Below are 24,268 nucleotides of genomic sequence, written 5' to 3' on the forward strand. Positions count from 1 at the left end.
ACGAGTATTCATCGGTGAACACATCCTCAAAAAATTGTGGCTGGGTGAATAAGATAAGACCAACTCTAAAAACCACACGTTCCATGCGCCATTCCTCCGATGGAACAGCTTATTCGCACGTACTAAATGGACTCAGAAGAAGTCATATCTATTACTCTACGATGATTCAAAACATTTAGCGATTCACCCGCGACATATATAACCATTTATTAATAAACAACTCTGTGGATTTTATTCAAAACATTAAAGATATTAGATTTTCGAGTTTACATTTAAAAACTCAACTTCCACACAGAACCACTCTTAAGAATTGCGCCCAAAAGACTATATTTAGATAACGCACACAATGACACACGCCCTATATGCTTTGAATACAACAGAGACACTTATACAAAACCCGCCCGGCGCATCCTCATAGAGTACGCCGGGCGGGTTTATAGTCTAAAAAATTGCTTATGCTGCGTGCTGGCATGTGGGGCATGCGCAGTCATCACATGCGCAGTTGGCGCAAGAATCATTGCAGTGTGCGCATTCGCAAACCGCATGATTACAAGTCGGGCAGGTGCAGTTATCGCAGGTGCAGTTGACGCACAGGTCAGAGCAGTTGCCACAGGAGCATACGTTGCACTCATCGTAGTGCCCTTCGTGCTCGCGGTGTGCGTGCCCGTCATGCAGGTAGTCTACGTGATCTAAGTGAATGACTGCCTGGTGACCACATGCAGGTCCGTGGGTATGTGCATGGCTTTCAGAATGACGGTGGGGTGCAACGGTGGTCATGATCTCTCCTCAGATAAACCGAGCTAATCGCCGGTGTGTTTCGTATGTTCGTGCACATCCTTCACAATGTGACTGATGTGGTGGTCTAACAATTTGTAGATAGTGGTTCTGCCGTGCTGCTCCCCTTCAACAACATGCGCCTCTCGAAGGATGCGCAAATGATGCGAGGCGAGCGGCTGCGAAATACCCAAGCAGGTATGCAGTTCGCTCACACTATGTGGACGCTCCACCAAATGGTGTGCAATCGCAAGTCTTAACGGATTAGCGAGTGCTGAGAAAATTGCTACGGATGCACCGAATTCTTGTTCCCAGTCTCGTGGTTCCGTCTGACCTGAACCGTTATCCATAAACATAATTTTATATAAACGCCTTTTTATAGGTCAATACGCTACAAACTTCTCACCAAATTATGACATTAACGTACTGACTAGGCGTTTTCCTCCTTTACATGAAATATAGGCTGTCCCAAGACGTCACAGTCCTCTTAGACTATGTGCCCCATCGTTTCCGTTTATTCTCACTCTAGCAGGCACCCTTCTCCATCAAACCTTAGGTTACTTTTCCTAACACCCCCTATCGCGCACAAAGGTTTCAGATCAACAAAAGTACCTGCATCCTCTCCTATGCATGGGTGAGAATGCAGGCACCTTAAATACAAATCGGGGAACAAACGCGCAGACCATACGGTACTGCACTTTTTTGCAGCGTTTACCCAACCATCTGAATAAACCTTGTCTTATCCGCTATAAGGCTGCGAGCACCTGTTACTGATAGCGCCAATTCCTTCAATGCGGGTTACTAGAGTCTGCCCAGGCTTAAGCCAGTTCCGTGGGTGCAACGAAAGCCCTACTCCGGCGGGAGTTCCGGTAGCGATGAGGTCGCCCGGTTCTAGGGTCATGAACTGCGAAATATATGAGATAAGCTGTGCAGAAGTAAAAATCATGTCAGAGGTATTACCGTGCTGACGTACCTCGCCGTCAACTTCGCAGGTAAGCTCTAATCCGCGAGTCGGGTCAAGTTCGTCCGTCGCAACAATATAGGGACCAAACGGTGTCATGCTATCCCAGTTTTTACCCTGGAACCATTCGCTGGTACGTCCCTGCCAGTCGCGCACCGAAACATCGTTGAGAATGGTGTACCCCAGCAGTCCAGCGAGCGCTTCTTCATCGTTTACCCGGCGCATCTTTTGCCCAATAACAAGGCAAAGTTCGACCTCCCAGTCTATTTTTGTGCTTCCGGTTTCGTTTGCAGGAGGCATCTGAATTTCTTCGTTGGGGCCGATGAGCGCGTTCGGATATTTCGTGAAGATGGTGGGATATTTTGGGATTTCGAGTCCCATTTCTTCGGCATGATCGCGGTAGTTGAGCCCGGCACAAAGGACTTTTCCAGGGCGGTCCAGCGGTCGTACGAAAGGTAGGGTATTCCAGAGTTTTTCGCCATGTCCTAGAGTTGTAGCACCGTTTTCGCGGAGGATGCTCACCGCGTTGGCAGGGTTGCCGAAGTTGGTGCGGTAACGGCTGTAGAACTGGAGTAGGGGTGAGAGTTTTGCGGGGAGTTCATAGGTGGTTTCTTCGTGCATGCAGACGGCGCGGCGGCCTTTGTCGTCTTGGATTTGTCCCCAGCGCATATGCTCTCCTTGAGGTGTGAGGGCGGTCGTATTACCAGTCTACGGTGAACTTGTCTTTATTGTCTCGCTAGGGGTGCCGTGCAGCTGCATGGATTATGTGGGAACCGCCGGCTGTCTTAGCTAGTCATAAGGCGGGAACGCCGCCTTGGTGCATAACGGCTATTTGAAGCCGTTCTGTGCATAAATCTCTAAAATCGCGTCTTCGAGGTCTTCCATGAGCAGAGCGGGGTTTGCGTCTTCGGCGGCACCTACAGTTGCAGGGTTAAGAGGCATGCCTAAAGCATCGTATACTCGCAAGGTAATCTCGCGTAGAGATGTCGAATTGTATACAACGATTCCGGTACTGAACCACCAGCCACCCTGAATAACGCGCTGTGCGGTCCCCACAAGTTTGATGCGTTCCCCAGCATGTTCGCCGCCTAGCCGGGCGTATACGGAGTATTCTCCGGGGCAGTATTCTTGGGGGATTTCGCCGACTGCCGCATCCACCCCGACGAGTTGCAGAGCTTGGGCGTACATTTCTCCGAAAAGTTTGTAACGCAGGTTGTTGCCGGTTTTTGCGTCTTCGGCGGGCTGAAAATGATCGATGACGAGGCAGCCGGTGTGGTAGGCGGCCGCGTGACCGCCTACTTTACGCACGAGTATGTCGTACCCGAGATCACGGCACGCCTGCGCGGCGGCGGTAAATCCTGGATTGAGCTCATCGCGACGGCCGAAAGCGACGGTAGGGTTCGGTTGGTAGATACGCAGGGTTGCGGTGCGTTTTCCCGCTGCGACCTCGCGCAGCATTGCCACGGTGTCGTCGTGGTGCATCAGAAGTTCACCGGATTTTGGGCCTTGTTCACGAAGGATTTCCACGGATTTTATTCTACCGGGTTGGCGCATCATTCCCGACTGTTCAGCGAAAGTAAGGGAAACCAAGGCAGCCCTGTGTTTTTGCAGGCAACCCTTTTCTGAAAGGTGAGTCTAGACGTAAACTTAAAACGTCTGAACGGTATTCCCACACAAACCATCAGATACCAACACATTCACAGCATAAGAACGCTGACGAAACCGTATGCACACTGCACGTGTGCGCCTATCAAGTTTCGTTTCAAAGGAGTACGGACATGAGCCAATCGTCCTCGGCATCCGAACCCGATGCCACCGCTCGCAATGAGCAATCTCAACCTCCCGAAAAACCCAAGCAGGCTAATACTGCTCTCATCGTCAAAGTTGCGGTGATTCTCGCCATTACTATAGCCATCTGGTTTATTCCCGTACCCTCAGGGGTGGAACCACGTGGCATGCATATGCTCGCTATCTTTGCCGGTACTATCCTAGGCCTTATCTTCCAGCCGCTGCCAACCCCATCAGTGGCGCTTATTGGTCTCGGCGCTGCAATGATCACCGGTACCATGAACGCGAAAGAAGAAGCGCTTAAAGGCTTCGGCAATGACTCAATCTGGATTATTGTTGCCGCGTTCTTTATCGCCGATGGGTTCCTCATTACCGGGTTAGGAAAGCGCATCGCCTTATTGTTCGTGCGTATGCTCGGTAAGTCCTCCCTCGGGCTTTCTTACGGCATGGCGATCACGGACCTCGTGCTTGCACCGGCTACTCCTTCAAATACGGCTCGCGCAGGTGGCGTGATTTACCCGATTATTCGCTCTCTTGCTGAGGTGAACGGCTCCACCAACGAGACCCCCGAGAAACGCCGCAAGCTAGGCTCTTATCTGCTCATGACCGAGGCGCAGGTCAATACCATCACCGCCGCAATGTTCGTGACGGCAATGGCTGGTAACCCGCTGGCTCAAAAATTTGCTCAAGAAAAAGGTCTGCACCTGGACTGGGGCACTTGGGCACTTGCCGCGTTAGCCCCCGGCCTGATTGCCCTTGCTATTATGCCTTGGTTTATCTCGAAGGTATACCCGCCAACCATCAAACACACCCCTGATGCTCCCGACCATGCGCGCAAAGAGCTTGCCGAGATGGGCCCCTTAAGCGTGTCGGAATGGATTATGCTTGGTACCTTCGTACTGCTGTTAGCCCTATGGATTGGCGGCACGTCCTGGGGTATTAGCGCGACCAGTGCAGCTTTCTTCGGCATCGCAATTCTTCTCGTGACTAAGGTGCTCACCTGGAAAGATATGGCGAATAACTCCAGTGCTTGGTCCACCCTCATTTTCTTCGCGGTGCTTGTGGGCATGGCGGATCAGCTCAAGAAGCTCAAGGTTGTTGAATGGGTAGGCGATCGCGCCGCGCACAGCGTTGCGGGTATGTCCTGGCCGCTCGCCTTCGGCATTCTGATTCTGGTGTACTTCTACATTCACTACATGTTTGCTTCTAACACCGCGCAGATTGTCGCCCTCTATGCTGTGTTCCTGGGGGCAGCAATTTCGGCGGGTACTCCCCCAATGTTCGCCGCACTTTTCCTCGGCTTTACTGGCAACCTTATCGGCGGTATCACTCACTATGCCTCTGGACCGGCAGGGGTGTACTACGGATCGGGGTATTTCAGTGTGGGCGAATGGTTCAAGCTGGGCTTCCTGTCTTCGCTCGTAAATATTATTATATGGGGTGTTGTGGGCACCGCGTGGCTATTCGCTCTCGGATACGCTACACCCCAGTGAGCGCTCGCTAAGCTCTTCCGGTCTATTCAGCCACATAAGCTCCGGGTGCTGAATCTTTTTCTAGGATTCAGCACCTGCGGAGCTTTTTATTTCTGCCGACATTCTGCAGGCTGCCTGCACACCCAAAAGCACCCGATACAGCGTGGCGTAAACAAAGCCGATGCACCAAGGTTCTAGCGCTGAAACTTAAGCCATCTTCCGTAATCTTACTGCTCATCCCTGCAGGAATATGCGCTAAAACTGTTAGGGTTGTTGTACAACAACGGCGATGTGTTCTATCCGCCATATACGTATTCCCCATCTAAGCATTAACTGTCCGCCATCTACGGGAGAGCCCCATGCATCAAGACCAGCATTTCACTCATGACACCCAATCGCTGCCCATCATCAAACCCCACCTGCACGGCGCGTTTCCCCCAAATTTTCTGTGGGGAGGCGCTTCCGCAGCCAACCAATGTGAAGGTGCCTGGGATGAAGGCGGCAAGGGCCCTAGCATCCAGGATGTACTTCCTCACGGAGGGCTGAGCCCACGAAGTGCCGCGCCCACGCCCGATAACCTCAAACTTGAGGGCACCGATTTCTACCACCGCTACCCCGAAGACATCGCGCTCCTTGCGGAAATGGGGTTCAAAGTATTCCGGTTCTCCATCGCCTGGTCACGTATCTTCCCAAACGGTAACGAAACAGAACCAAATGAGGAAGGCCTCGCCTTCTACGACCGTGTGCTTGATGAACTTGAAAAATACGGCATCGAACCGCTCATCACTATCAGCCACTACGAAACACCACTTTACCTTGCAGAACAATACAACGGCTGGGTAAGCCGCGATCTTATCGACTTCTACGAACGATACTGCCGGGTACTCTTTGAACGCTACGGCCACCGCGTAAAATACTGGCTCACCTTCAACGAAATCAATTCGGTACTGCACCTACCGTTTATGTCTGGCGGTATTAACACCCCCAAAGAACAGCTGAGTAAGCAAGACCTCTACCAAGCAATTCATCATGAGCTTGTCGCCTCAGCGCGCGCTACCCGTGCTGCCCGTGAGCTCGCCCCTCACACCCAGATTGGCTGCATGATTTTAGCAATGCCCACCTATCCGCTCACACCATCACCCCAGGATGCACTCGCCGCCCTACACGCCGAACACGCTAACTTTGCCTTCGGCGACGTGCACGTTCGTGGAACCTACCCCGGATATTTCCTACGCATGCTCCACGAAAAAGGTATCAAGCTCAACATTACCGAACGAGATCGGGAAGACCTCAAAAATACGGTCGATTTTGTCTCGTTCAGCTACTACATGTCCACCTGTGCCAGCAGCGACCCAAGCCGCGGCGAAAGCAGCGAAGGGAATATTCTCGGTGGAGTGTCTAACCCGACATTGACCGCTTCCGAGTGGGGATGGCAGATCGATCCTGTCGGGCTGCGTATTGTACTCAACCAGTACTGGGACCGCTGGCAGAAACCTCTTTTCATCGTCGAGAACGGCTTAGGCGCACGCGACGAACTTGTTGAGGCCGATGGTGAAATGACTGTGATCGACGATTACCGTATCGATTATCTGCGGGCACACCTGGAACAGGTGCGCGAAGCTATTGCCGACAGTGTGCATATACTCGGTTACACTACGTGGGGCTGTATCGACATGGTTTCGGCGTCTACAGCGCAGATGTCGAAACGCTACGGTTTCGTCTATGTAGATCGTCATGACGACGGTTCGGGGTCACTCTCCCGTTACCGTAAGAAGTCTTTTGATTGGTACCGTCGAGTGATCGCATCTAACGGTGCGGAGCTTGAGAAATCCTAGTAAATCTTGTGAGAAATGCGGGGTTGGTCTTCGGGTAAGTTTCTGAAAGACCAGCCCTGTGTTGTGGGCGCTCACTGAAATTCTCTGACTCTCGCCGAAAATTTACGAACTTTACGATGCTTCATCGAGCGGCATATCGTGCATGCTCGTTGAAACAAACTCCCACCATGTAGGGATGAACCCGGCCGCCAAAGCCACGCGCTGTGAGAGCACATGCGAAGGGCTGGTCCCATAAAACGGAACGTACCCATCGGCAAGAACCATTCGGGAAAGTTCATATACAAGATGCGCAGCAAGCCCGCGTTGTCGCACCTGTGGCAGCACATCAATACCGATTTGACGCATCAGTGGCGAATCGTCACTTGCACCCGCCATTGCTAGAGGTTCTGCTAAAGCAAGGTCGGCGTCAGAGTCAAACGCGGCAAGGACCATAATATCGGGGCGACGATCGCTAAACCCTAAGGCGTTCGAATACCGTGGATCGCCACGAAAACGCTCGTACTGCTCGGGGTGCAGGAGCTCTATTCGCACCGAGAATTCCGAAACCGCCGTATCATCTTCATCTGCCTCTAAAGCATCTGCCGAAGCGTTCGGTACTGTCGTCACCTTGTGAAGACCGCAAATATGTTGCCGTAACGATTCTCGAAGCGCCCCGCTATCTACCCGGCGCATCATACCGATTCCGGGTACCGCACATTTAACCTCTTGCTCCGGAATATCCGGCGGAACCACAGATTCAAGCAGGTTGCGTGAAGGCGTGTAATATACGCTTGTTCCGCTCACCTGCTGGCTGTAAGGGGTCAAGAGTTCATTCAGCTGGCGCAATGGTGCGTAATCGCCCAACCAATTTGAGAGATCCCCACGCATATACTCAGTGGCCGTTTTCAAAACCCGGTGATACTTTGCGCAAAGTAACCCCACGCCCAGATAGTTACCTACCCGAAGTTCCCAGGTATCAGCGTTGCGGCGGCGGGATGCGCCCATCTCTTCCGCTGGAAGCTGCAGTGCGCTCAGGACCTCAACACCCAGATTCTGTGCTTGAGAGATAGCTCCCGCAGGTAAACAGAAATCTGCCTCTAACTGAGCAGCAAGAATGTGGTGTACTCTGTCGAGAGTTGTTACAGCACCGCGCATCTGCGCTCGCAAATGATCACCTGAAATATAATTCACACCAAAAGTTCCTTGATGAAACGCCCGGTATGAGACTCCTCAATCTGTGCGACGTCTTCAGGCGTTCCTTCGGCAATTACGGTGCCTCCACCATCGCCACCTTCCGGACCCATATCAATAATCCAGTCGGCACATTTAATGACATCAAGGTTGTGTTCAATCGTGATAACGGTATTGCCCTTATCAACAAGAGACTGAAGCACAGTTAAGAGCTTACGGATATCCTCAAAATGCAGGCCTGTTGTAGGCTCATCAAGCACATAGATCGAACGACCGTTAGAACGCTTCTGCAGCTCTGCGGCAAGTTTCACACGCTGCGCCTCACCACCTGAAAGCGTGGTTGCGGGCTGCCCCAGACGAATGTAGCCAAGCCCCACATCAACCAGCGTGTTCAAGTGCCGAGCGATCGGGGTGAAGGCCGCAAAAAATTCTGCAGCTTCCTCCACCGGCATTTCAAGCACATCAGAAATAGTCTTACCTTTGTAATGCACTTCGAGGGTTTCGCGGTTATAGCGTTTTCCCTGGCAGGTTTCGCAAGGCACGTACACATCCGGCAAAAAGTTCATCTCAATCTTGAGAGTGCCGTCACCCGAGCATGCTTCGCATCGACCGCCTTTAACGTTGAACGAAAACCGTCCGGGGGTATATCCGCGCACTTTAGCCTCATTCGTCTCGGCAAAGAGCTTACGAATATGGTCGAACACGCCGGTGTATGTCGCAGGATTCGACCGCGGAGTACGCCCAATAGGCGATTGGTCAACGTGAATAACCTTATCCAGATGTTCCAGACCGTCTACCTTCTTGTGCCGTCCTGGAACCTGTTTTGCACCGTTGAGTTTATTCGCCAGTGAGGTATAGAGAATATCGTTTACAAGGGTTGATTTACCCGATCCCGATACGCCTGTGATCGCGGTAAAAACACCTAGGGGGAAGGTAACATCAACATTTTTGAGGTTGTTCTCGCGAGCTCCATAGACCTTTAACACACGTTTACGGTCATGTGGGCGGCGTTTCTTTGGAACTTCAATAGAGCGCCGACCCGCCATATAATCACCGGTTATCGACTTTTTATTGGACAAAAGTTCCTTGTAAGTGCCCGAATGGACGATTTCACCGCCGTGTTCGCCCGCACCTGGTCCGACATCAACAATCCAGTCGGCTTCCCGCATCGTGTCTTCGTCATGTTCCACTACAATGAGGGTATTTCCCATATCGCGTAGCTTTGTCAGGGTATCGATTAGACGTCGGTTATCGCGCTGGTGCAAACCTATAGAGGGCTCATCCAACACATAAAGCACGCCAACGAGCCCGGAGCCAATCTGGGTTGCCAGTCGGATGCGCTGGGCCTCCCCGCCCGAAAGCGTGCCAGCAGAGCGTGATAACGTCAGGTAATCGAGTCCTACGTCCAAGAGGAATTGCAAGCGTGCATCTAGTTCCTTGAGCACCTGGTCGGCGATCTTAGCCTCGCGAGGGGTCAGCTTTAGGGCGCGCATAAAATCTAAGGCGGTACGAAGCGGCATAGCGGTTACATCCGCAATGGATTTACCCTCAATTTTGACGCTGAGAATAGTAGGGTTAAGCCGCGCACCGTGACATACCGGGCATGCAACTTGACGCATATATTGTTCGTAGCGATCACGCGCAAAATCAGATTCAGTTTCTTGATGTTTACGCATGATATTGGCTTTAACACCCTCAAACCCGGAGGTATAGCGGCGTTCGCGTCCAAAACGGTTGCGGTACGAGACCTCAACTTTAAAATCTTTGCCCTCCAGAATTACTTTGCGAACCTTGGCAGGAAGATCTTTCCACGGAGTGTTAAGATCAAATCCGAGCTCTTCGCCGAGACCTGCAAGAAGACGCAGCCAATACTCGGTGGTAGATTTTCCCTGCGACCACGGAGCAATAGCGCCTTCACCCAGAGTCATATCTGGGTTGGGTACTAAAAGATCCTCATCAACTTCAAGCCTGGAACCAATACCATCGCAAGCCTGGCATGCGCCAAAGGGCGAGTTGAAGGAGAAGGCGCGCGGCTCAATAGTGTCCACCTGCAGGGGGTGATTGTTGGGGCAGGCAAGGTTTTCACTAAATGTTCGAGTACGTTCGGGTGAATCTGCCTGTACATCTACGAATTCGATGAGCAAGCGGCCATCGGCTAGTCTGAGTGCGGTCTCCACGGAATCGGTCAGTCGCTGGTGGATGCTCTCCTTGATTACGATGCGATCTACCACAACGTCAATGGTGTGTTTGTATTGTTTCGCTAGTTTAGGAGGATCCGAGAGTTGAACTGTTTTTCCGTCCACCCGGGCACGCGAATAGCCCTGTGTCACCAAGTCTTTGAACAGATCAACAAACTCACCTTTGCGAGCTGATACCACGGGGGCAAGAACCTGCAAACGCGTACGTTCGGGGTATTCCAGCAGTGCATCGACAATCTGCTGCGGGGTTTGCTTGGTAATTTCTTCACCACAGACAGGGCAATGCGCACGTCCTACACGGGCCCACAGCAGGCGCATATAATCGTAAATCTCGGTTATGGTGCCTACCGTCGACCGCGGGTTTTTTGAAGTAGATTTCTGGTCGATAGAGACCGCTGGCGATAGCCCCTCAATAAAATCAACATCAGGCTTATCTACCTGCCCAAGGAACATACGCGCGTAGGAAGATAGTGATTCAACGTACCTGCGCTGTCCCTCTGCGAAGATGGTGTCAAAAGCAAGTGAAGATTTACCAGATCCCGATAGCCCTGTAAAAACCACCATTGCGTCACGTGGAATCGTAAGATCAACGTTCTTGAGGTTGTTTTCGCGAGCACCCTGCACACGAATGCTGCTAAGGTCATTTGAACGCAAAGGGGCGGTTGCTGATCCAGCACGGGGAGGCATCGAAAATCCTTTCGTCTATCTTCGAATCTACATTCTACGCTCTTTCGGCGGGGATAGCATGCTTTATGATGCAGTTTTGACTCGTGGCGAACGTTTTTCCTGGTGACTTTCATTCCCGTTACCCCCTTATACCTGCCGCTAGAAACGGGATATACACCGCATCAGTACACTGGATATATGGCTACTTATCCCGAATCAACTCTTATCTTCGAAAATCCGGAATTTACGGTACGTGCCCTAAGCGTCTCAGACATGGATAACAGCGTCTACCTGATCACGATTCGCCGTACTGGTGAGCAAATGCTGATCGATCCCGCTTATGATGCAGAAGCACTGTATACCTTCACGCTTGAGGCAATCATGCAGGACTGTCCAAACCTAGCCCTTACAGAAGAGAACGACCGCCGAGTGCGCATTCTCGAATCTGAAGAAGATTTCGAGCCTATCCCCCGCCGTGCTCTTGGCGTGACGGGTATTATGGTCACCCATGGGCACTGGGACCACATTCGTGCTCTGCGCGAGCTTGAATCTCTCACCGGTGCCATTACTTATGCAGGATCCGCGGATGCTGAGGCCATTCGTGCGCAAGAAAATTTCACGGTCGAAAACGAGTTAAACGGCGGCGAAGTTTTTGATTTTTACGATACAGAGCTGCAGGTGCACGCTATTTCCGTTCCCGGGCATACTCCCGGATCCATCGTATATTCTGTGCAGACCACATGGGAAGATGACTCCCCCGCTACCCTGCTTTTCACTGGCGATGCGCTCTTTCCCGGCGGCGTAGGCAAAACCGATTCTCCCGCGCAGTTTGGCGAACTTTTCTCAAACGTTCTTGAAAGGCTCTTTGGAAACTTTGATGATGAAGCGATTGTGCTTCCGGGTCACGGGCGTTCCACAACATTAGGCACCGAGCGTCCACACCTTGAAGAATGGGGTTCACGGGGCTGGTAGCCCAGTACATCCTGTAGGCTTTCTAGCAGCACAAGTCTGGTTAAACAAAACGACCGCGCTACCATAGCGCGGTCGTTTTATGACACCCGGGGGTATCTATCACTCACTCAAACACAAGCAACTCGAGGACAATTCATGAAACCTTCGATCACTTGATAACTCAAGTTTAGCCTACTTTTGGGTCGGTTTTCTACATGGTTTTTACTCCCCAAAAACCTTAGATAAGCTGAGCGCATATTTGTAACCATTCTGTTATTTTTACCCCGCGTGAAAGCAGGGCATTTAAATACCAATCGAGATTTTATTGATTTTTGTATGGCATAAATCACTAAAACTTTTTTCTGGAAGTTCCGCGTCATACAGCCATTTTTCAAGGTACACCCCTAAATAACAGTATTGTTAAACCCGCGTAATCATGCGGATTCTATACACCAATTGGTCTGTTTGAATGGTTTTTCGCAACACACACGAAATCGGTAAAAACTACCCCTCGGTACAGCCCGCGAAGACACAGAAAAGGTGCCGTGCGCATCCCAACATAACGAGGATGCCCACGGCACCTTATCAAGCTTGCCTTCGTCTTTTATGGGCGAAATATGACCCAGAAACCACTACGAAAGACCGACCATCGTACCGTTTTCATCAAAACCAATACGCTCTGCAGCAGGGCTCTTGCTCAGACCGGGCATGGTGCGCATCGTGCCGCAAATAGCGTAAACATAACCGGCACCTGCGGCAAGACGAACCTCGCGCACAGGCAAAGTCCAGCCGGTGGGTGCACCCTTGAGGGAAGCATCAGAAGAGATCGACAGGTGGGTCTTTGCAATCACCACAGGTAGATGCGAATACCCCAGATCGGCAAAACGATTAAGCTGCTTTGCCGCTGCGGGAGCAATCGAGATACCGTCTGCCCCGTAAACCTTAGTGGCAACCTTCTCAAGCTTAGTTTCGAGAGAATCCTCAAGGTCGTAGGTGTACTCCAAGTTCGAAACGTCGTCGCAAGCCTCAGCAACCACATTTGCCAGATCAACCGTGCCCTTGCCGCCCTCAGCAACACCATGATGGATAGCCACGCGAGCGCCAGCCTCTTCAGCAATACGGCGAATAACTTCATGCTCAGAATCGAAATCGGTGGGGAATGCATTAATAGCCACCACCGGCTGCACACCGAAGTTACGCACAATCTCAATGTGCTTCTTCAGGTTAGTAGCCCCTGCTTCAACGTCGGCAGGGTTCTCTTCAAGCATGCCTTCGGGCAGAGGCTTGCCCGGTACGATCTTGTACTGCCCAGAGTGGGATTTGAGGGAACGTACGGTGACAACCAGCACGGCAGCATCAGGCTTCAGCCCTGAGATTCGGCATTTAACGTTGAAGAAACGTTCAGCACCCATATCTGCCCCGAAGCCTGCCTCAGTAATCACGTAATCGGAGTATTCCAAGCCAACGTAGTCAGCGACAACTGAGGAGTTACCGGTAGCGATGTTCCCGAAGGGTCCCGCGTGAATAAGTGCCGGAGTGTGTTCGAGAGTCTGAAGCAGGTTGGGGTTAATGGCATCCGCCAGAATAACAGCCATTGCGCCGTCACCCTTCAAATCGGCGGCGGTGACTGCCTCACCATCGTAGTTCAGACCGATAACAATCTTCGCCAAACGTTTGCGCAGGTCCTCAAAGGAGGTTGCCAGCGAAAGAATCACCATGATTTCAGAGGCACTGGTAATATCAAATCCGGTCTGTCGGGGCACGCCGTCAATACGCTCACCCAGACCGACTACGATGTTGCGCAGGGAGCGGTCGTTCATGTCGATAACGCGGCGCCACTCGATAGCACGGGGGTCGAGACGCAAGTCATTACCCTGGTGCAGGTGGTTATCGATCATGGCGGCCAAAAGGTTGTGGGCCGCGGTAACGGCGTGGAAATCACCGGTCAGATGCAGATTTAGCTTCTCCATGGGAACGATCTGCGAGTAACCGCCGCCAGCGGCACCGCCCTTAATACCGAAGGTTGGTCCCATGGCAGGCTGGCGAAGCGCCAGCGCAGCTTTACGGCCGGTCTGGGCGAATCCCTGTGCTAGCGAGACAGAGGTTGCGGTCTTACCTTCGCCGAGCGGTGTGGGAGTTACAGCGGTAACGACAATGTACTTGGAACCGCGCTTTTGGGCGGTTTCTGCGTTGGTGCTTTCGTCGAGCAGGACCTTGGCAACATATTTACCGTGGGGCTCCAAACGATCTTCGCTGATGCCGTTCTCGGCGGCTATTTCGGTGATGGGCTTAAGCTCAGCAGCGAGAGCAATTTCGAGGTCGGAAGGGAAAGGCTTGTTCGTCATCATTGTCCTTAACAAGTAGAAACCAACAGTTCCATATCCCATTCTATGCTCTAGCTCACGGAATGTCACTCATTTCTGCCTATGCTAACGGACTCTCAATACCTTTCGACATACAGAGAGAATACTTATCAGTGGTAACTTTATAGCCAGTGTTCCATAGGATTCTGCCACGTGTGATCACCTTGAGAGTGTATAAGGCGGGGGGACATTTGCAGCGGGAGCGTGATCTTCGATCCGGTTGCAAATGTCCGCTCTCTAAGTTCAAAGAAACTATATACAAACTGAACGAGTTTCTTGAACGTCTTTACATCTGCTATCGCCCTAAGAAAGGACGGAATCGCTCGTACAGACCTCGGGTTGCTTTTTCGACACGTTTCTTTGTGCGTGCATACGCACTCTTTGTAGCACCAAACCGGCGTATTTTTGGCAGGATTTTCGGGAAGTCAGTTCCAGTTGTCTTGAATTCTCCTGTCTCAAAGGCCCTGTCCATAAACAGTTTGGTTTTTTCAGGGTTTAGCTTCTCAGTTTTGATCAGCTCTTGCTCTTCGTTTTCACGGATTCCAGACGCATAACGGATTAGTCCTTCAGCCGTATCAGTGTAAACATCCGGGTTCTTTACCACTTCTTCTACGTATCCCTGAATAATATCCTCACTGGGGCGTAACTCGGGGTTTGCATGTACCGCGCGGTTGATGGAGCGGCGAATGGTATCACGTTCCTCCCCATCTTCCGCACCGTGAAGTCGCGCAACGAGTTCTAGGATATAATCAACATTCACTTCTTGGTGCTTCACCAAGTCGATTTCAAAAACAAGCTGCTCGAAAGCCTCAACAGTTTTTTGAGCTTCGGATACTTCCTCGTCAGTTGATGCTGCGAACTCGTCAGGATCCTCTAAAATAATATGCGCTTCGGCAACTTCTGCACGTACATCCTGGTAGGTTCCGGTGTAGTCCTGGAGCGTGTAATCGTCAATTAGTTGTGCCTGTTCGTCATATTCGTCAAACATCATGAGCTTATTATGTAGATCAAGCACTTCGCCCAGAGTCTGCACAAACTCCGCTTTCTGCCCCTCGCTAGACAGTGCTAATCCTGTAGCACCAATAGGAAATGATTCAAGCAGTTCAGTAGCTTTTTGAGTGTACTCTGCGTATATCTGTGAGTAAGGTTCAATGAGAGCGGTGCTTGCAGCATTTTTATCGCCGAAAAGCCCAAGCGCCTCATTCGTATTTTCTTCAAGATCGCGAAAGCACACGATATTCCCGTAGGGTTTAACAGCGTTAAGGATGCGATTCGTACGACTATAGGCTTGCATAAGCCCATGCATGCGCAGGTTTTTATCAACCCACAGAGTATTAACTGTTTTGGAGTCGAACCCGGTAAGGAACATGTTAACCACAATAAGAAGATCAAGCTCACGGTTTTTCATCCGTTGAGAGACATCCTTGTAGTAGTTTTCAAAGCTGTTTCCTTCAAGCGAGAAGCTCGTCCCAAACGTAGCATTATAATCGCCCACGGCGTCCGAAAGCAGCTGCCAGTCTTCGTCGTTCAGGTCATCCGTATCGAAGTTTTCTTCACTCATAAAGCCCTGCTGAGCAGCACCTGGTTTTGAGTATATGATGGCTATTTTGAGCGCAGAATCTTCACGAATATCATGACTTGCTATACGTTCTGCCTGCAGATGAGCGAACTGAGTGTAGTACTTACGTGCCGCCTCAATACTGCTGGTCGCTAGAATCGAGTTAAACCCGCGCCGTTGCGTACCTTTATAGTTGTACCCACTCCCCTGGTTAGTTTTCTTAGCATAGTTGGTCAGGATGTAGTCCACGATAGTGCGAATGCGGTCATCAGAATTTAGTAGTTCACGGGTCTGCTCGTCTTCATCGCGGGTTTTTCCCTCAACGTCACGGTATTGAGCACTAACATTGTTGTACTCAATGCGGAAAGGCAGCACGTTACCGTCTCCGATAGCGTTGACTACAGTATATTCATGCAGACGTTCGCCAAAGAGGCTTTCGGTGGTAGCACCCAGTGCGCCGGTAGAGTTTGCGTCAAAAATTGGTGTTCCGGTGAATCCGAAAATACTGTATTTTGTGAAGCGTTTAGTAATAGCTCGATGCATATCGCCAAATTGGGAGCGGTGGCATTCATCAAAAATAATCGCCACACGTTGGAAGTACGCCGGATGGTTTGTCTCGCTCTTAATTAGGCTGTTGAGCTTGTGAATAGTAGTAATGATAATGCGTTTTGATGGGTCACTCAGCTGTGCGTTTAAAATCCGGGTTGAGCTGTTGGAGTTTGCTGCCCCCTTCTCAAAAGCGTCATATTCTTTCATTGTTTGATAGTCAAGATCTTTGCGATCGACCACGAAGAGGACTTTTTCGACCAGACCCGTTTCAGCCAGTAATTGCGCGGTTTTAAAGCTGGTGAGGGTCTTCCCCGAACCGGTAGTGTGCCAGATAAAGCCTCCCCCTTGGCGGGTACCAATGCGGCGGCGGTCGTTATTGGCAATGAGCACACGGTTAATAATGCGTTCAGTGGCTACGATCTGGTAGGGTCGCATGACCAGAAGCGTACCCTCAGTATTCAGCACACAATAACGGGTAATAATATTGAGGATGGTTCGTTTTGCGAGGAAGGTTCGCGCAAAAGGGATGAGGTCGGTAATACGATGGTTCTGTGCATCTGCCCAGTAACTTGTGAATTCAAATGACTCTGTACCTGCCTTGATATTTCGCTCTTGGGCATTTCCATATTTAGCTACCTGTGCGTTCCGCACCGTGTTGGAGTAGTATTTGGTCTGCGAGCCATTACTAATAACGAATAGCTGCACATATTCGTATAGCCCTAAACCCGCCCAAAAACTTTCTTTCTGGTAGCGGTCTATTTGTTGAAAAGCTTCTTTGATACTCACTCCGCGTTTTTTGAGCTCGATATGCACCATAGGAAGGCCGTTAACCAAGATGGTGACATCATAACGGTTCATCAGAGGGTGGGTGCCATCGCTGCCCTGCACACTGTATTGGTTGATGACCTGTAGCCGGTTGTTATTGGGGTTCCGGCGGTCTAGAAGCGTAATATTGCGGGTAGTTCCGTTATCCCGTTCAAAAGCTATACGCGGTTCTTTCTGGACGCGGTGAGTTTTCTCGGCACGTCCCTCACTTGGTTTAGCAATGTGATCGGCAAGGAGCCGTTTCCATTCATCGTCGCTAAGAGCAAGAGGTTCATTATCGCGCGTGTTAATGAGTTCAATTTGCGTACGCAGATTGGTGAGTAGGTCTTCTTCGGTATGAATAGGCAGATACTCATACCCCTGGGAAATTAGGACTTCGATGAGCCGTTTCTCAAGCTGTGCTTCGCTCTGGTGGGCGCCATTTTTCTCGCGTGGTTCATCGTATTCTGCGATCACAGTTGCATAGTCGGCGTTGACTATGAGCGTGTCAGTGGGGTTAGTAGGCACCGGGTAGTGGGGTACAGTTTCCATACTGAGAGCCTTTCAGCTATTGCTTGTGTTCGGTGGAGTCGGATGCGCGCGGAAATGTGAGCAGACGGTCACGATAGTATTCATACTGCTTACGGCGAGCCTCAATTTCGGCAGGCAACCCTGAGCTAATATCGTTCACGAGGGCATCGAACTTATCGAGAATTTTTACGATGCGCTCCTGCTCAGCGAAGGGTGGAAGAAATATGGGGAATTCCAGAATTTTTTTCTTATTACCACGAGGCATTTTTCCTCCTCGCGAGTTTCTAACATTATAATCCACAAAACGGCTTGTAGTGAGCTGATAGTACAGAAATTTTGGGACTATATCATTCCTATATTCATCTTTAATACGGATAACTAGAACGTCACTTCCGGCTATACCCTCATTGTTAGAAATCCACATTTTCTTAAGATAAGGGCGTATATTCCCAAGGAGAATATCACTTGGAATATACCGGGTACCACTTATCGTGGATAGGCTAGCAGTGCAGCCTTGGAAATCCACGTTCAGATTTTCGACACCCACATATTCAAGAGGTTTCATAAGAGATTTTGTTTTATCCCTAACGTATTGAACCAAATCCCCTAAAATTTCAGACCCCCCCCCCACTCAGATCCTCAAAGAGAGAGTTACGATAATACTCATACTGAGCACGACGAGCCGCGAGCTCCGCTTCTAGCTCCGCTTCTAGTTTCGTGAATTTGTCAAGAATTTCAACAATCGCATTCTGCACTTCTACAGGTGGCAGAGGAATTAGAAACTTTGAATAATTTGAAATCCACTGACGAGCATGATCTTGGGTTTCATATTTAATACACTGCATAGCATAGTATATATATTTTAAAGAAGTGTTAGAATTGTAACTAGTTAATAATTTTATAGCCGTAGATTTTATTTTAAAATTAAAATCCACCCACTTAAATGCAGTTGTAAAATCATCAAAAATTATTACTGGATCTTTTTTGGAAGCGGCGTAAATACCATCCACCTCATCGGTATATCCAAGAATAAAAGTCTTCCCTGCTGTTAAAACTGGGGTCGAATATGAGTCATCGTAGTTTGTAGAAGAAACCGTATACTTTCCTGGTTGTTCATAGTTCAAGAGTTTGTTTAGCTCCACATACTCCACCCCACCCGGGCAAAGTTCAGCCACAAGTTTTTCAATATAGTTAAGCGCTTTAGGGGCTTCCATATCCGAGGATACCTTTGGCATATCTTTTGTTTCTTCGCTCAATTTATGCTTCCGTCCCTTCCAGCTCAGCCACGATCGCATCAATCTGGGTTCGAAGCTCAGTCTGACGCGCCACGATCTGTTCAATCTGTGCGTTTAACTCACCAATATTGATCTGCTCGCGTGTGTCTTCTGCTTCTACCCAGCTCGAAACAGACAAGTTTGCATCCTGCTCCAGCAGAGTCTCGCTCTTCACCAGTTGTGCAAAATACTGCACGTTCTCGCGTGTCCTCACGGCTTGATAAATCTTCTCGCGGTGCGATTCAAGAAGCCTATTCTTATTGCCTACACGTTCAAATTCCGCTGAAGCATCCACAAAAAGCACGCTCGTATCGCGCCGTGTACCCTTTTTGAGAACAATAATGCAGGTGCCAATCGCGGTACCAAAGAAGAGATCGGGCGGCAGCTGAATCACCGCATCAACATAGTTATTGCGCAGTAAGTATTCTCGGATTTTACGCTCAGCACCGCCCCGGTACAATACACCAGGGAACTCAACAATAGCGGCTGTACCATCTTCGGCAAGAGATGACAGCATGTGCATGGTGAACGCCAAATCGGCCTTCGCCTTAGGGGCTAGCACGCCAGCAGGTGCGTACCTATCATCATTAATCAATAAAGGGTTCGAGTCCCCTTCCCATTTCGTTGAATACGGCGGGTTAGAAACAATTGCTTCGAAAGGCTCTAAGTGTCGGTGCTGCGGAGCTATCAGTGTATCGCCATGCGCAATATCGAACTTATCAAAAGGTATGTTGTGCAATAGCATGTTGATACGGCACAAGTTATAGGTGGTGGGGTTACTTTCCTGCCCCAAGAATTCCTTCACATTCTCTGTACCTAGCAGCTTGGCGAACTTGAGCAGAAGTGAGCCGGAACCACATGCTGGATCATAAACGCGCCCCACCTGGGTTTTACCATCGGTTGCAATACGCGCTAGCAGTTCAGAGACTTCCTGTGGGGTATAGTATTCCCCGCCGCTTTTGCCCGCATTTGCGGCATACATGCCCATCAGGTACTCATAAGCGTCACCGAAAGTATCGTTGGCGCTTTGCCGATAGCTTGTTTCCAAGTTCATCTCAGCAACAGCGCCCATAAGTTTATACAGGGTCTTATTACGATCTTGAACACTCGACCCCAATTTCTTGCTATTCACATCGAAGTCGTCAAAAAGACCCGAGAAGTTTCTTTCACTTTGCGTATTCTTTGTAGATTTCTCAACTTCCTGAAAAACTTTCTCCAGAGTCTCATTCAAGTTCTCATCGGTGCGAGCCTGCGCATACACATTCTCAAAAAGTTGACTCGGATAAAGGAAGAAACCACGCTCTTTCACAATCTCCTGAACTACATCAAGGTCAATCTCCGAGTCACTCATCTGCGCATAGTCGAAACCTTCGGCCCCTGCTTCTTGCTCCTCGTATGTGATGTATTCCGTAAGGTTTTCAGAAATAAACCGGTAGAACATCATGCCCAGCACATACTGTTTAAAGTCCCAACCGTCTACCGCCCCACGAAGATCATTGGCAATACGCCAAATAGTACGGTGCAGCTCTGCACGTTCATTCGCCGATATTGATGCGGCACTGTGCTGGGCTACCTTGACGGTAGAACTAGTTTTTGCAGCCCCTCCCCCAGACAATTTTTCTGCGTCTGAGGAAGCGTCCTTCACCTGCTCAGTCATAGCGGAAGGGTCCTTTTTCTATTGTTTGTGAGAAATTCTACGTGTGGTTAAGGATCTATATAATCTTTCCTATACCAACCCTTCAAGTATACGGGCGTCTTCTACGCAAATCATCTATGAACGTCATTAAAGATCTTAGGGAGTGTCGCCGACGCTTTATCACGCCGATGACACTCCCTAGGTTGTCACAGGACTACCGTCCACATCTGTTATTACATCGTCAGCAGCACCTTGGTTGCGGTACGCTGATCCATTGCCTCATAGCCCTTGGGGGCTTGGTCGATAGGCAGTTCCAGATCGAAGACCTTACCAGGCTCAATCTCACCCTTATAAATCAGGTCAATCAGGGTCGGCAGGTATTTACGAACCGGTGCGGGGCCTCCTTCAAGATGAACCTGTTTGCCGAAGAGCACATCGGTACCGATCGAGCTGTCGTGGGGCACGCCTACGAAGCCAATGTAGCCGCCGTGGCGTACGCATCCGAGGGCTTGGTCAAAGGCCTGCTGAGTACCAACAGCCTCCACCACGCCGTGCGCTCCTACTCCGTCAGTAAGCTCTAAAACCTTGGCGATGCCTTCTTCACCGCGTTCTTCCACCACGTGGGTTGCGCCGAACTGCTTAGCCAACGCCTGACGCTCGGGGTTGCGAGACATTATGATGATCTTCTCAGCGCCCAGCTGCTTAGCGCCAATAACTGCGCCCAGACCAACGGCACCATCGCCAACTACAACAATAGCCTTACCCGGGCCAGCCTTGGCGGCGTCAGCTGCATACCAGCCAGTCCCCAGCACATCGGATGCCGCCATCAGATGAGGAATCTGCTCTGCGGTAGGGTACGCGGGAGTCTTAACCAAAGTGCCGTCTGCGAAAGGAATACGGGCGTATTCCGCCTGGGTACCGTTCGAGCGCATACCAATGAAACCATCGCCTGCAGCAATGGCCTTAAGGCACCGTGACGGGTAACCATCCTGGCAGGTTGCACACTCACCGCATGAGATGCAGAAAGAACCAACGACAAAGTCACCAGGCTTGACGGTCTTAACATCGTCGCCAACTTCGATAACCTCACCGATATATTCATGACCCATCTGCTGATGGTCTACAGGCTGCGCGCCACGGTAGGGCCACAGGTCAGAACCGCAGATGCAGGATGCGGCAAGTTTAATAACGGCATCCGTGGGTTCCAGGAGGGTGGGCATGGGGCGGTCTTCTACGACGACCTTACCGGGTTCTTCCATAATGACTGAACGCATTAGCTGTACTCACTTTCATGTAAATTCTTTAGGTTTTAACCAGCCGTTGTATTAGAGTACGCCCTTCGAGTTACTCGAAAGCAAGCACCATGGAAGATAAAAGGTATGTTATTCCACATCTATTTTTGAGAATAAAACTTAGTATCTTATACCTTTGGGGTGCCGTGAGATACTGGAATTATGAGTTACAGCGTCAAAGAAATCTCAGAAAAGCTTGACATAAGCCCGCATACGGTACGGTATTACAGCGACAAAGGCCTTATTCCCACTGTGCAACGAGATGAACATGGACGGCGTGTTTTCACCGAAGAATGCGTGGGGTGGTTTGAAACGATTCACTGCTTACGTGCATGCGGTATGAGCATTAACGATGTCAAAGCCTATGTAGACCTCAGCCGTCGTGGCGTGTCTACAGCATCGGAGCGTTTACACATTATCGAATATTACGCACACGTTGCCCGTCAGCAGCTACTTGATGCTCAGCGAAGGATTGATTTTGTGGACCGAAAAATTGCGTACTACCAAGATTTAATGGCGCAAGAGAATAAGAAGCATGCATAACCTAGCGCTCAATTTATTAGTGAATATCGAATATAAATCGGGGTACCCCACACCATATAGGTGAGGTACCCCGATCATTATTCCTCTCAGAGAGTACGTGAAAGACTCGTCTACCCAAGCTATCTTTTGATACTCTCTAGCATTGGATCTCGCCACCTTACACAGGCTGGGTCTTCTTCTTATTCATGAAGGGTTACCTGCGATGCAGGAAGCTGCTGCACCTTCAAGGACGATGCAGGAGCATTGGTGTAAACCCTTACCTTAACGGTGCGCCCTTCCATGGTGCATTTATCGGGCGCTCCAAGCACGGATCCCTCAACAGTGGCCACGTGGAGAGTACCGTTACTTTCAGCAGCTTCGGCACGTACATCAAAACAAGTTGCGGTACCGGTCGGTACGCTAAAGGTAATCTCATGATCACCCGTCACCTCATAATCCGACCAGTTAACAACATGTTCATGTTCCAAGGGGACGGAGTTCGAATCATGTACTGCCGGAGCTGAGATACCTGCATCCGAGCTAGTTGCCGGAGGAATGACCGGAACGAACGCCTGCACATATGCAGAAGCTGCGGGGGCGGACAGCATCGAAGCACCCAACGCGAGAGAGACGGCACCGACCCCGACCAGGGTGGCACGCCGAACGGCTGACAGCGTAGTCTTAAACATGAGCATCGCTCCTTTGCTCGACAATTGCTTGCACCTCCACCCTATAAGTTTTTAAATCTCAAGTGAAGAGTTACATAAAGATGACACACCCAAGATTTAAAAAATTTTTACGAGTCTCCTAGACTCCCCTGAATTTGACGCACAAAACCCGTATATTCCCTAAGTTTTCAAGGAAATATACGGGTTTCTTAAAGTTATATCTTCCTGATCTCAGGATCAGTTTTTGAGACTAAAAATCCCAGTCCTCATCCTCAGTGTTCACGGCTTTACCGATCACATAAGATGAGCCAGACCCCGAGAAGAAGTCGTGGTTCTCGTCGGCGTTGGGCGAAAGAGCCGATAAAATAGCAGGCGAAACATTGGTCACGCTCGCGGGGAACATCGCTTCATACCCCAGGTTCATGAGAGCCTTATTCGCGTTGTAGTGCAGGAACTTCTTGACGTCTTCGCTCCAGCCCACACCGTCATAGAGTGAATGCGTGTAGGCTACCTCATTCTCATACAATTCGTACAGCAGGTTGAAGGTGTACTCCTTAAGTTCTGCCTGCCGTTCCGGGCTCTCTTTTGCTAAACCACGTTGGAATTTATAGCCAATGTAGTAGCCGTGAACAGCCTCGTCACGAATAATCAGACGAATCAGATCGGCGGTATTCGTCAGTTTAGCGTGTGCCGACCAGTACATGGGCAAGTAGAACCCTGAGTAGAACAGGAAGGACTCCAGCAGCGTAGAGGCAACCTTCTTCTTAAGCGGATCATCCCCCGTGTAGTATGCGAGAATAATCTTCGCTTTCTTCTGCAGGTGCTCATTTTCGGAAGCCCAACGGAAGGCATCGTCAATCTCTTTAGTCGAACTCAGAGTCGAGAAAATCGAAGAATACGACTTAGCGTGCACCGACTCCATGAAGGCAATATTGGTGTATACGGCCTCTTCGTGGGCGGTGACTGCATCAGGCAAAAGAGACACAGCACCAACGGTGCCCTGAATAGTATCCAGCAGAGTCAGCCCCGTAAAAACACGCATGGTCAACTCTTTTTCTTCTGCCGTCAAGGTCTTCCATGAGGGAACATCATTGCTCAGCGGAACCTTTTCAGGCAACCAAAAGTTACCGGTCAAACGGTCCCATACCTCAAGATCCTTATCATCTTCAAGACGGTTCCAGTTAATAGCCTCAATCGGGTGGTCGACGAGGTGCACTTTTTCACTCATGTGTATCTCCCAGATTGGATGTCACGCC

Annotated in this window: 18 protein-coding genes; 5 read left to right on the plus strand and 13 right to left on the minus strand. The window is 50.2% G+C overall.

Annotated elements, in window-relative coordinates:
• Nucleotides 1–522 precede the first annotated feature (522 nt).
• On the plus strand, nucleotides 523–693 hold the full coding sequence (locus HMPREF2756_RS11365) for a dihydrofolate reductase (protein WP_070620530.1): 171 nt from the start codon (nucleotides 523–525) through the stop codon (nucleotides 691–693).
• A gap of 107 nt (nucleotides 694–800) precedes the next feature.
• Here HMPREF2756_RS11365 and HMPREF2756_RS09195 read toward each other — a convergent pair whose 3' ends face one another.
• From HMPREF2756_RS09195 to HMPREF2756_RS09205, 3 genes are all read right to left on the minus strand, one after another.
• Entirely contained in the window at nucleotides 801–1,124 is a 324-nt protein-coding gene (locus tag HMPREF2756_RS09195; protein WP_238382359.1) for an ArsR/SmtB family transcription factor, read from the minus strand.
• Between the two features lie 389 nt (nucleotides 1,125–1,513).
• The gene (locus HMPREF2756_RS09200) at nucleotides 1,514–2,404 is read right to left on the minus strand and encodes a fumarylacetoacetate hydrolase family protein (protein WP_070620533.1); all 891 of its coding nucleotides are present in this window, start codon (nucleotides 2,402–2,404) and stop codon (nucleotides 1,514–1,516) included.
• Between the two features lie 159 nt (nucleotides 2,405–2,563).
• On the minus strand, nucleotides 2,564–3,262 hold the full coding sequence (locus HMPREF2756_RS09205; protein ID WP_070620536.1) for a lipoate--protein ligase family protein: 699 nt from the start codon (nucleotides 3,260–3,262) through the stop codon (nucleotides 2,564–2,566).
• A gap of 251 nt (nucleotides 3,263–3,513) precedes the next feature.
• On the opposite strand from HMPREF2756_RS09205, the gene HMPREF2756_RS09210 reads away from it, so the two are divergent.
• Together HMPREF2756_RS09210 and HMPREF2756_RS09215 are read left to right on the plus strand one after the other, a co-directional pair.
• Nucleotides 3,514–5,016 carry an anion permease gene (locus HMPREF2756_RS09210; protein WP_070620539.1) on the plus strand — a complete coding sequence of 501 codons (1,503 nt, stop codon included), beginning with the start codon at nucleotides 3,514–3,516 and terminating at the stop codon, nucleotides 5,014–5,016.
• A 338-nt stretch (nucleotides 5,017–5,354) separates the two neighbouring features.
• A complete protein-coding gene (locus tag HMPREF2756_RS09215; protein WP_070620542.1) occupies nucleotides 5,355–6,830 on the plus strand; it encodes a glycoside hydrolase family 1 protein in 1,476 nt (491 codons plus the stop codon).
• Between the two features lie 111 nt (nucleotides 6,831–6,941).
• On the opposite strand, the gene HMPREF2756_RS09220 is transcribed toward HMPREF2756_RS09215, so the two are convergent.
• Together HMPREF2756_RS09220 and uvrA are read right to left on the minus strand one after the other, a co-directional pair.
• Nucleotides 6,942–8,000 (minus strand): GNAT family N-acetyltransferase, encoded by a 1,059-nt coding sequence (locus HMPREF2756_RS09220; protein ID WP_070620545.1) that lies wholly within the window; start codon nucleotides 7,998–8,000, stop codon nucleotides 6,942–6,944.
• Nucleotides 7,997–10,885: an excinuclease ABC subunit UvrA gene (gene uvrA, locus HMPREF2756_RS09225; RefSeq protein ID WP_070620549.1), complete on the minus strand. Its 2,889-nt coding sequence runs from the start codon at nucleotides 10,883–10,885 to the stop codon at nucleotides 7,997–7,999. The genes HMPREF2756_RS09220 and uvrA overlap by 4 nt, the downstream gene beginning before the upstream one ends.
• 177 nt (nucleotides 10,886–11,062) lie before the next feature.
• Here uvrA and HMPREF2756_RS09230 point away from each other — a divergent pair, with 177 nt between their 5' ends.
• Nucleotides 11,063–11,836 (plus strand): MBL fold metallo-hydrolase, encoded by a 774-nt coding sequence (locus HMPREF2756_RS09230; protein WP_070620553.1) that lies wholly within the window; start codon nucleotides 11,063–11,065, stop codon nucleotides 11,834–11,836.
• A 611-nt stretch (nucleotides 11,837–12,447) separates the two neighbouring features.
• Here HMPREF2756_RS09230 and HMPREF2756_RS09235 read toward each other — a convergent pair.
• The 6 genes from HMPREF2756_RS09235 to HMPREF2756_RS09260 form a co-directional block, all read right to left on the minus strand.
• A complete protein-coding gene (locus tag HMPREF2756_RS09235) occupies nucleotides 12,448–14,160 on the minus strand; it encodes a formate--tetrahydrofolate ligase (RefSeq protein WP_070620556.1) in 1,713 nt (570 codons plus the stop codon).
• Nucleotides 14,161–14,473: 313 nt separating this feature from the next.
• Nucleotides 14,474–17,641 (minus strand): type I restriction endonuclease subunit R, encoded by a 3,168-nt coding sequence (locus HMPREF2756_RS09240; protein WP_070620559.1) that lies wholly within the window; start codon nucleotides 17,639–17,641, stop codon nucleotides 14,474–14,476.
• Nucleotides 17,642–17,657: 16 nt separating this feature from the next.
• Nucleotides 17,658–18,185: a restriction endonuclease subunit S gene (locus HMPREF2756_RS11085; RefSeq protein WP_141747846.1), complete on the minus strand. Its 528-nt coding sequence runs from the start codon at nucleotides 18,183–18,185 to the stop codon at nucleotides 17,658–17,660.
• 49 nt (nucleotides 18,186–18,234) lie between these two features.
• The gene (locus HMPREF2756_RS09250) at nucleotides 18,235–18,876 is read right to left on the minus strand and encodes a restriction endonuclease subunit S (protein ID WP_070620568.1); all 642 of its coding nucleotides are present in this window, start codon (nucleotides 18,874–18,876) and stop codon (nucleotides 18,235–18,237) included.
• Between the two features lies 1 nt (nucleotide 18,877).
• Nucleotides 18,878–20,551 carry a type I restriction-modification system subunit M gene (locus tag HMPREF2756_RS09255; RefSeq protein WP_246825910.1) on the minus strand — a complete coding sequence of 558 codons (1,674 nt, stop codon included), beginning with the start codon at nucleotides 20,549–20,551 and terminating at the stop codon, nucleotides 18,878–18,880.
• A gap of 212 nt (nucleotides 20,552–20,763) precedes the next feature.
• Complete coding sequence (locus HMPREF2756_RS09260) at nucleotides 20,764–21,804, minus strand: zinc-dependent alcohol dehydrogenase family protein (RefSeq protein ID WP_070620571.1); 1,041 nt, start codon at nucleotides 21,802–21,804, stop codon at nucleotides 20,764–20,766.
• A 180-nt stretch (nucleotides 21,805–21,984) separates the two neighbouring features.
• On the opposite strand from HMPREF2756_RS09260, the gene HMPREF2756_RS09265 reads away from it, so the two are divergent.
• Nucleotides 21,985–22,365: a MerR family transcriptional regulator gene (locus HMPREF2756_RS09265; RefSeq protein ID WP_048752873.1), complete on the plus strand. Its 381-nt coding sequence runs from the start codon at nucleotides 21,985–21,987 to the stop codon at nucleotides 22,363–22,365.
• Nucleotides 22,366–22,544: 179 nt separating this feature from the next.
• Here the strand turns inward: HMPREF2756_RS09265 and HMPREF2756_RS09270 are convergent, their stop codons facing one another.
• A complete protein-coding gene (locus HMPREF2756_RS09270) occupies nucleotides 22,545–23,033 on the minus strand; it encodes a CTP synthase (protein ID WP_238382356.1) in 489 nt (162 codons plus the stop codon).
• 229 nt (nucleotides 23,034–23,262) lie between these two features.
• The gene (gene nrdF / locus HMPREF2756_RS09275) at nucleotides 23,263–24,240 is read right to left on the minus strand and encodes a class 1b ribonucleoside-diphosphate reductase subunit beta (protein ID WP_004004796.1); all 978 of its coding nucleotides are present in this window, start codon (nucleotides 24,238–24,240) and stop codon (nucleotides 23,263–23,265) included.
• Between the last annotated feature and the right edge of the window lie 28 nt (nucleotides 24,241–24,268).

Source organism: Rothia sp. HMSC067H10 (assembly GCF_001810635.1).
GTDB classification, from domain to species: domain Bacteria; phylum Actinomycetota; class Actinomycetes; order Actinomycetales; family Micrococcaceae; genus Rothia; species Rothia dentocariosa.

Coding starts and splice junctions, on each gene's coding strand:
- HMPREF2756_RS09215 (WP_070620542.1), top strand. CDS start 5,355: ATGCATCAAGACCAGCATTTCACTCATGACACCCAATCGCTGCCCATC.
- HMPREF2756_RS09260 (WP_070620571.1), bottom strand. CDS start 21,804: ATGCGTTCAGTCATTATGGAAGAACCCGGTAAGGTCGTCGTAGAAGAC.
- uvrA (WP_070620549.1), bottom strand. CDS start 10,885: ATGCCTCCCCGTGCTGGATCAGCAACCGCCCCTTTGCGTTCAAATGAC.
- HMPREF2756_RS09200 (WP_070620533.1), bottom strand. CDS start 2,404: ATGCGCTGGGGACAAATCCAAGACGACAAAGGCCGCCGCGCCGTCTGC.
- HMPREF2756_RS09240 (WP_070620559.1), bottom strand. CDS start 17,641: ATGGAAACTGTACCCCACTACCCGGTGCCTACTAACCCCACTGACACG.
- HMPREF2756_RS09270 (WP_238382356.1), bottom strand. CDS start 23,033: ATGTTTAAGACTACGCTGTCAGCCGTTCGGCGTGCCACCCTGGTCGGG.
- HMPREF2756_RS09210 (WP_070620539.1), top strand. CDS start 3,514: ATGAGCCAATCGTCCTCGGCATCCGAACCCGATGCCACCGCTCGCAAT.
- HMPREF2756_RS09265 (WP_048752873.1), top strand. CDS start 21,985: ATGAGTTACAGCGTCAAAGAAATCTCAGAAAAGCTTGACATAAGCCCG.
- HMPREF2756_RS11085 (WP_141747846.1), bottom strand. CDS start 18,185: ATGAAACCTCTTGAATATGTGGGTGTCGAAAATCTGAACGTGGATTTC.
- HMPREF2756_RS09230 (WP_070620553.1), top strand. CDS start 11,063: ATGGCTACTTATCCCGAATCAACTCTTATCTTCGAAAATCCGGAATTT.
- HMPREF2756_RS09255 (WP_246825910.1), bottom strand. CDS start 20,551: ATGACTGAGCAGGTGAAGGACGCTTCCTCAGACGCAGAAAAATTGTCT.
- HMPREF2756_RS09195 (WP_238382359.1), bottom strand. CDS start 1,124: ATGGATAACGGTTCAGGTCAGACGGAACCACGAGACTGGGAACAAGAA.
- HMPREF2756_RS09235 (WP_070620556.1), bottom strand. CDS start 14,160: ATGACGAACAAGCCTTTCCCTTCCGACCTCGAAATTGCTCTCGCTGCT.
- nrdF (WP_004004796.1), bottom strand. CDS start 24,240: ATGAGTGAAAAAGTGCACCTCGTCGACCACCCGATTGAGGCTATTAAC.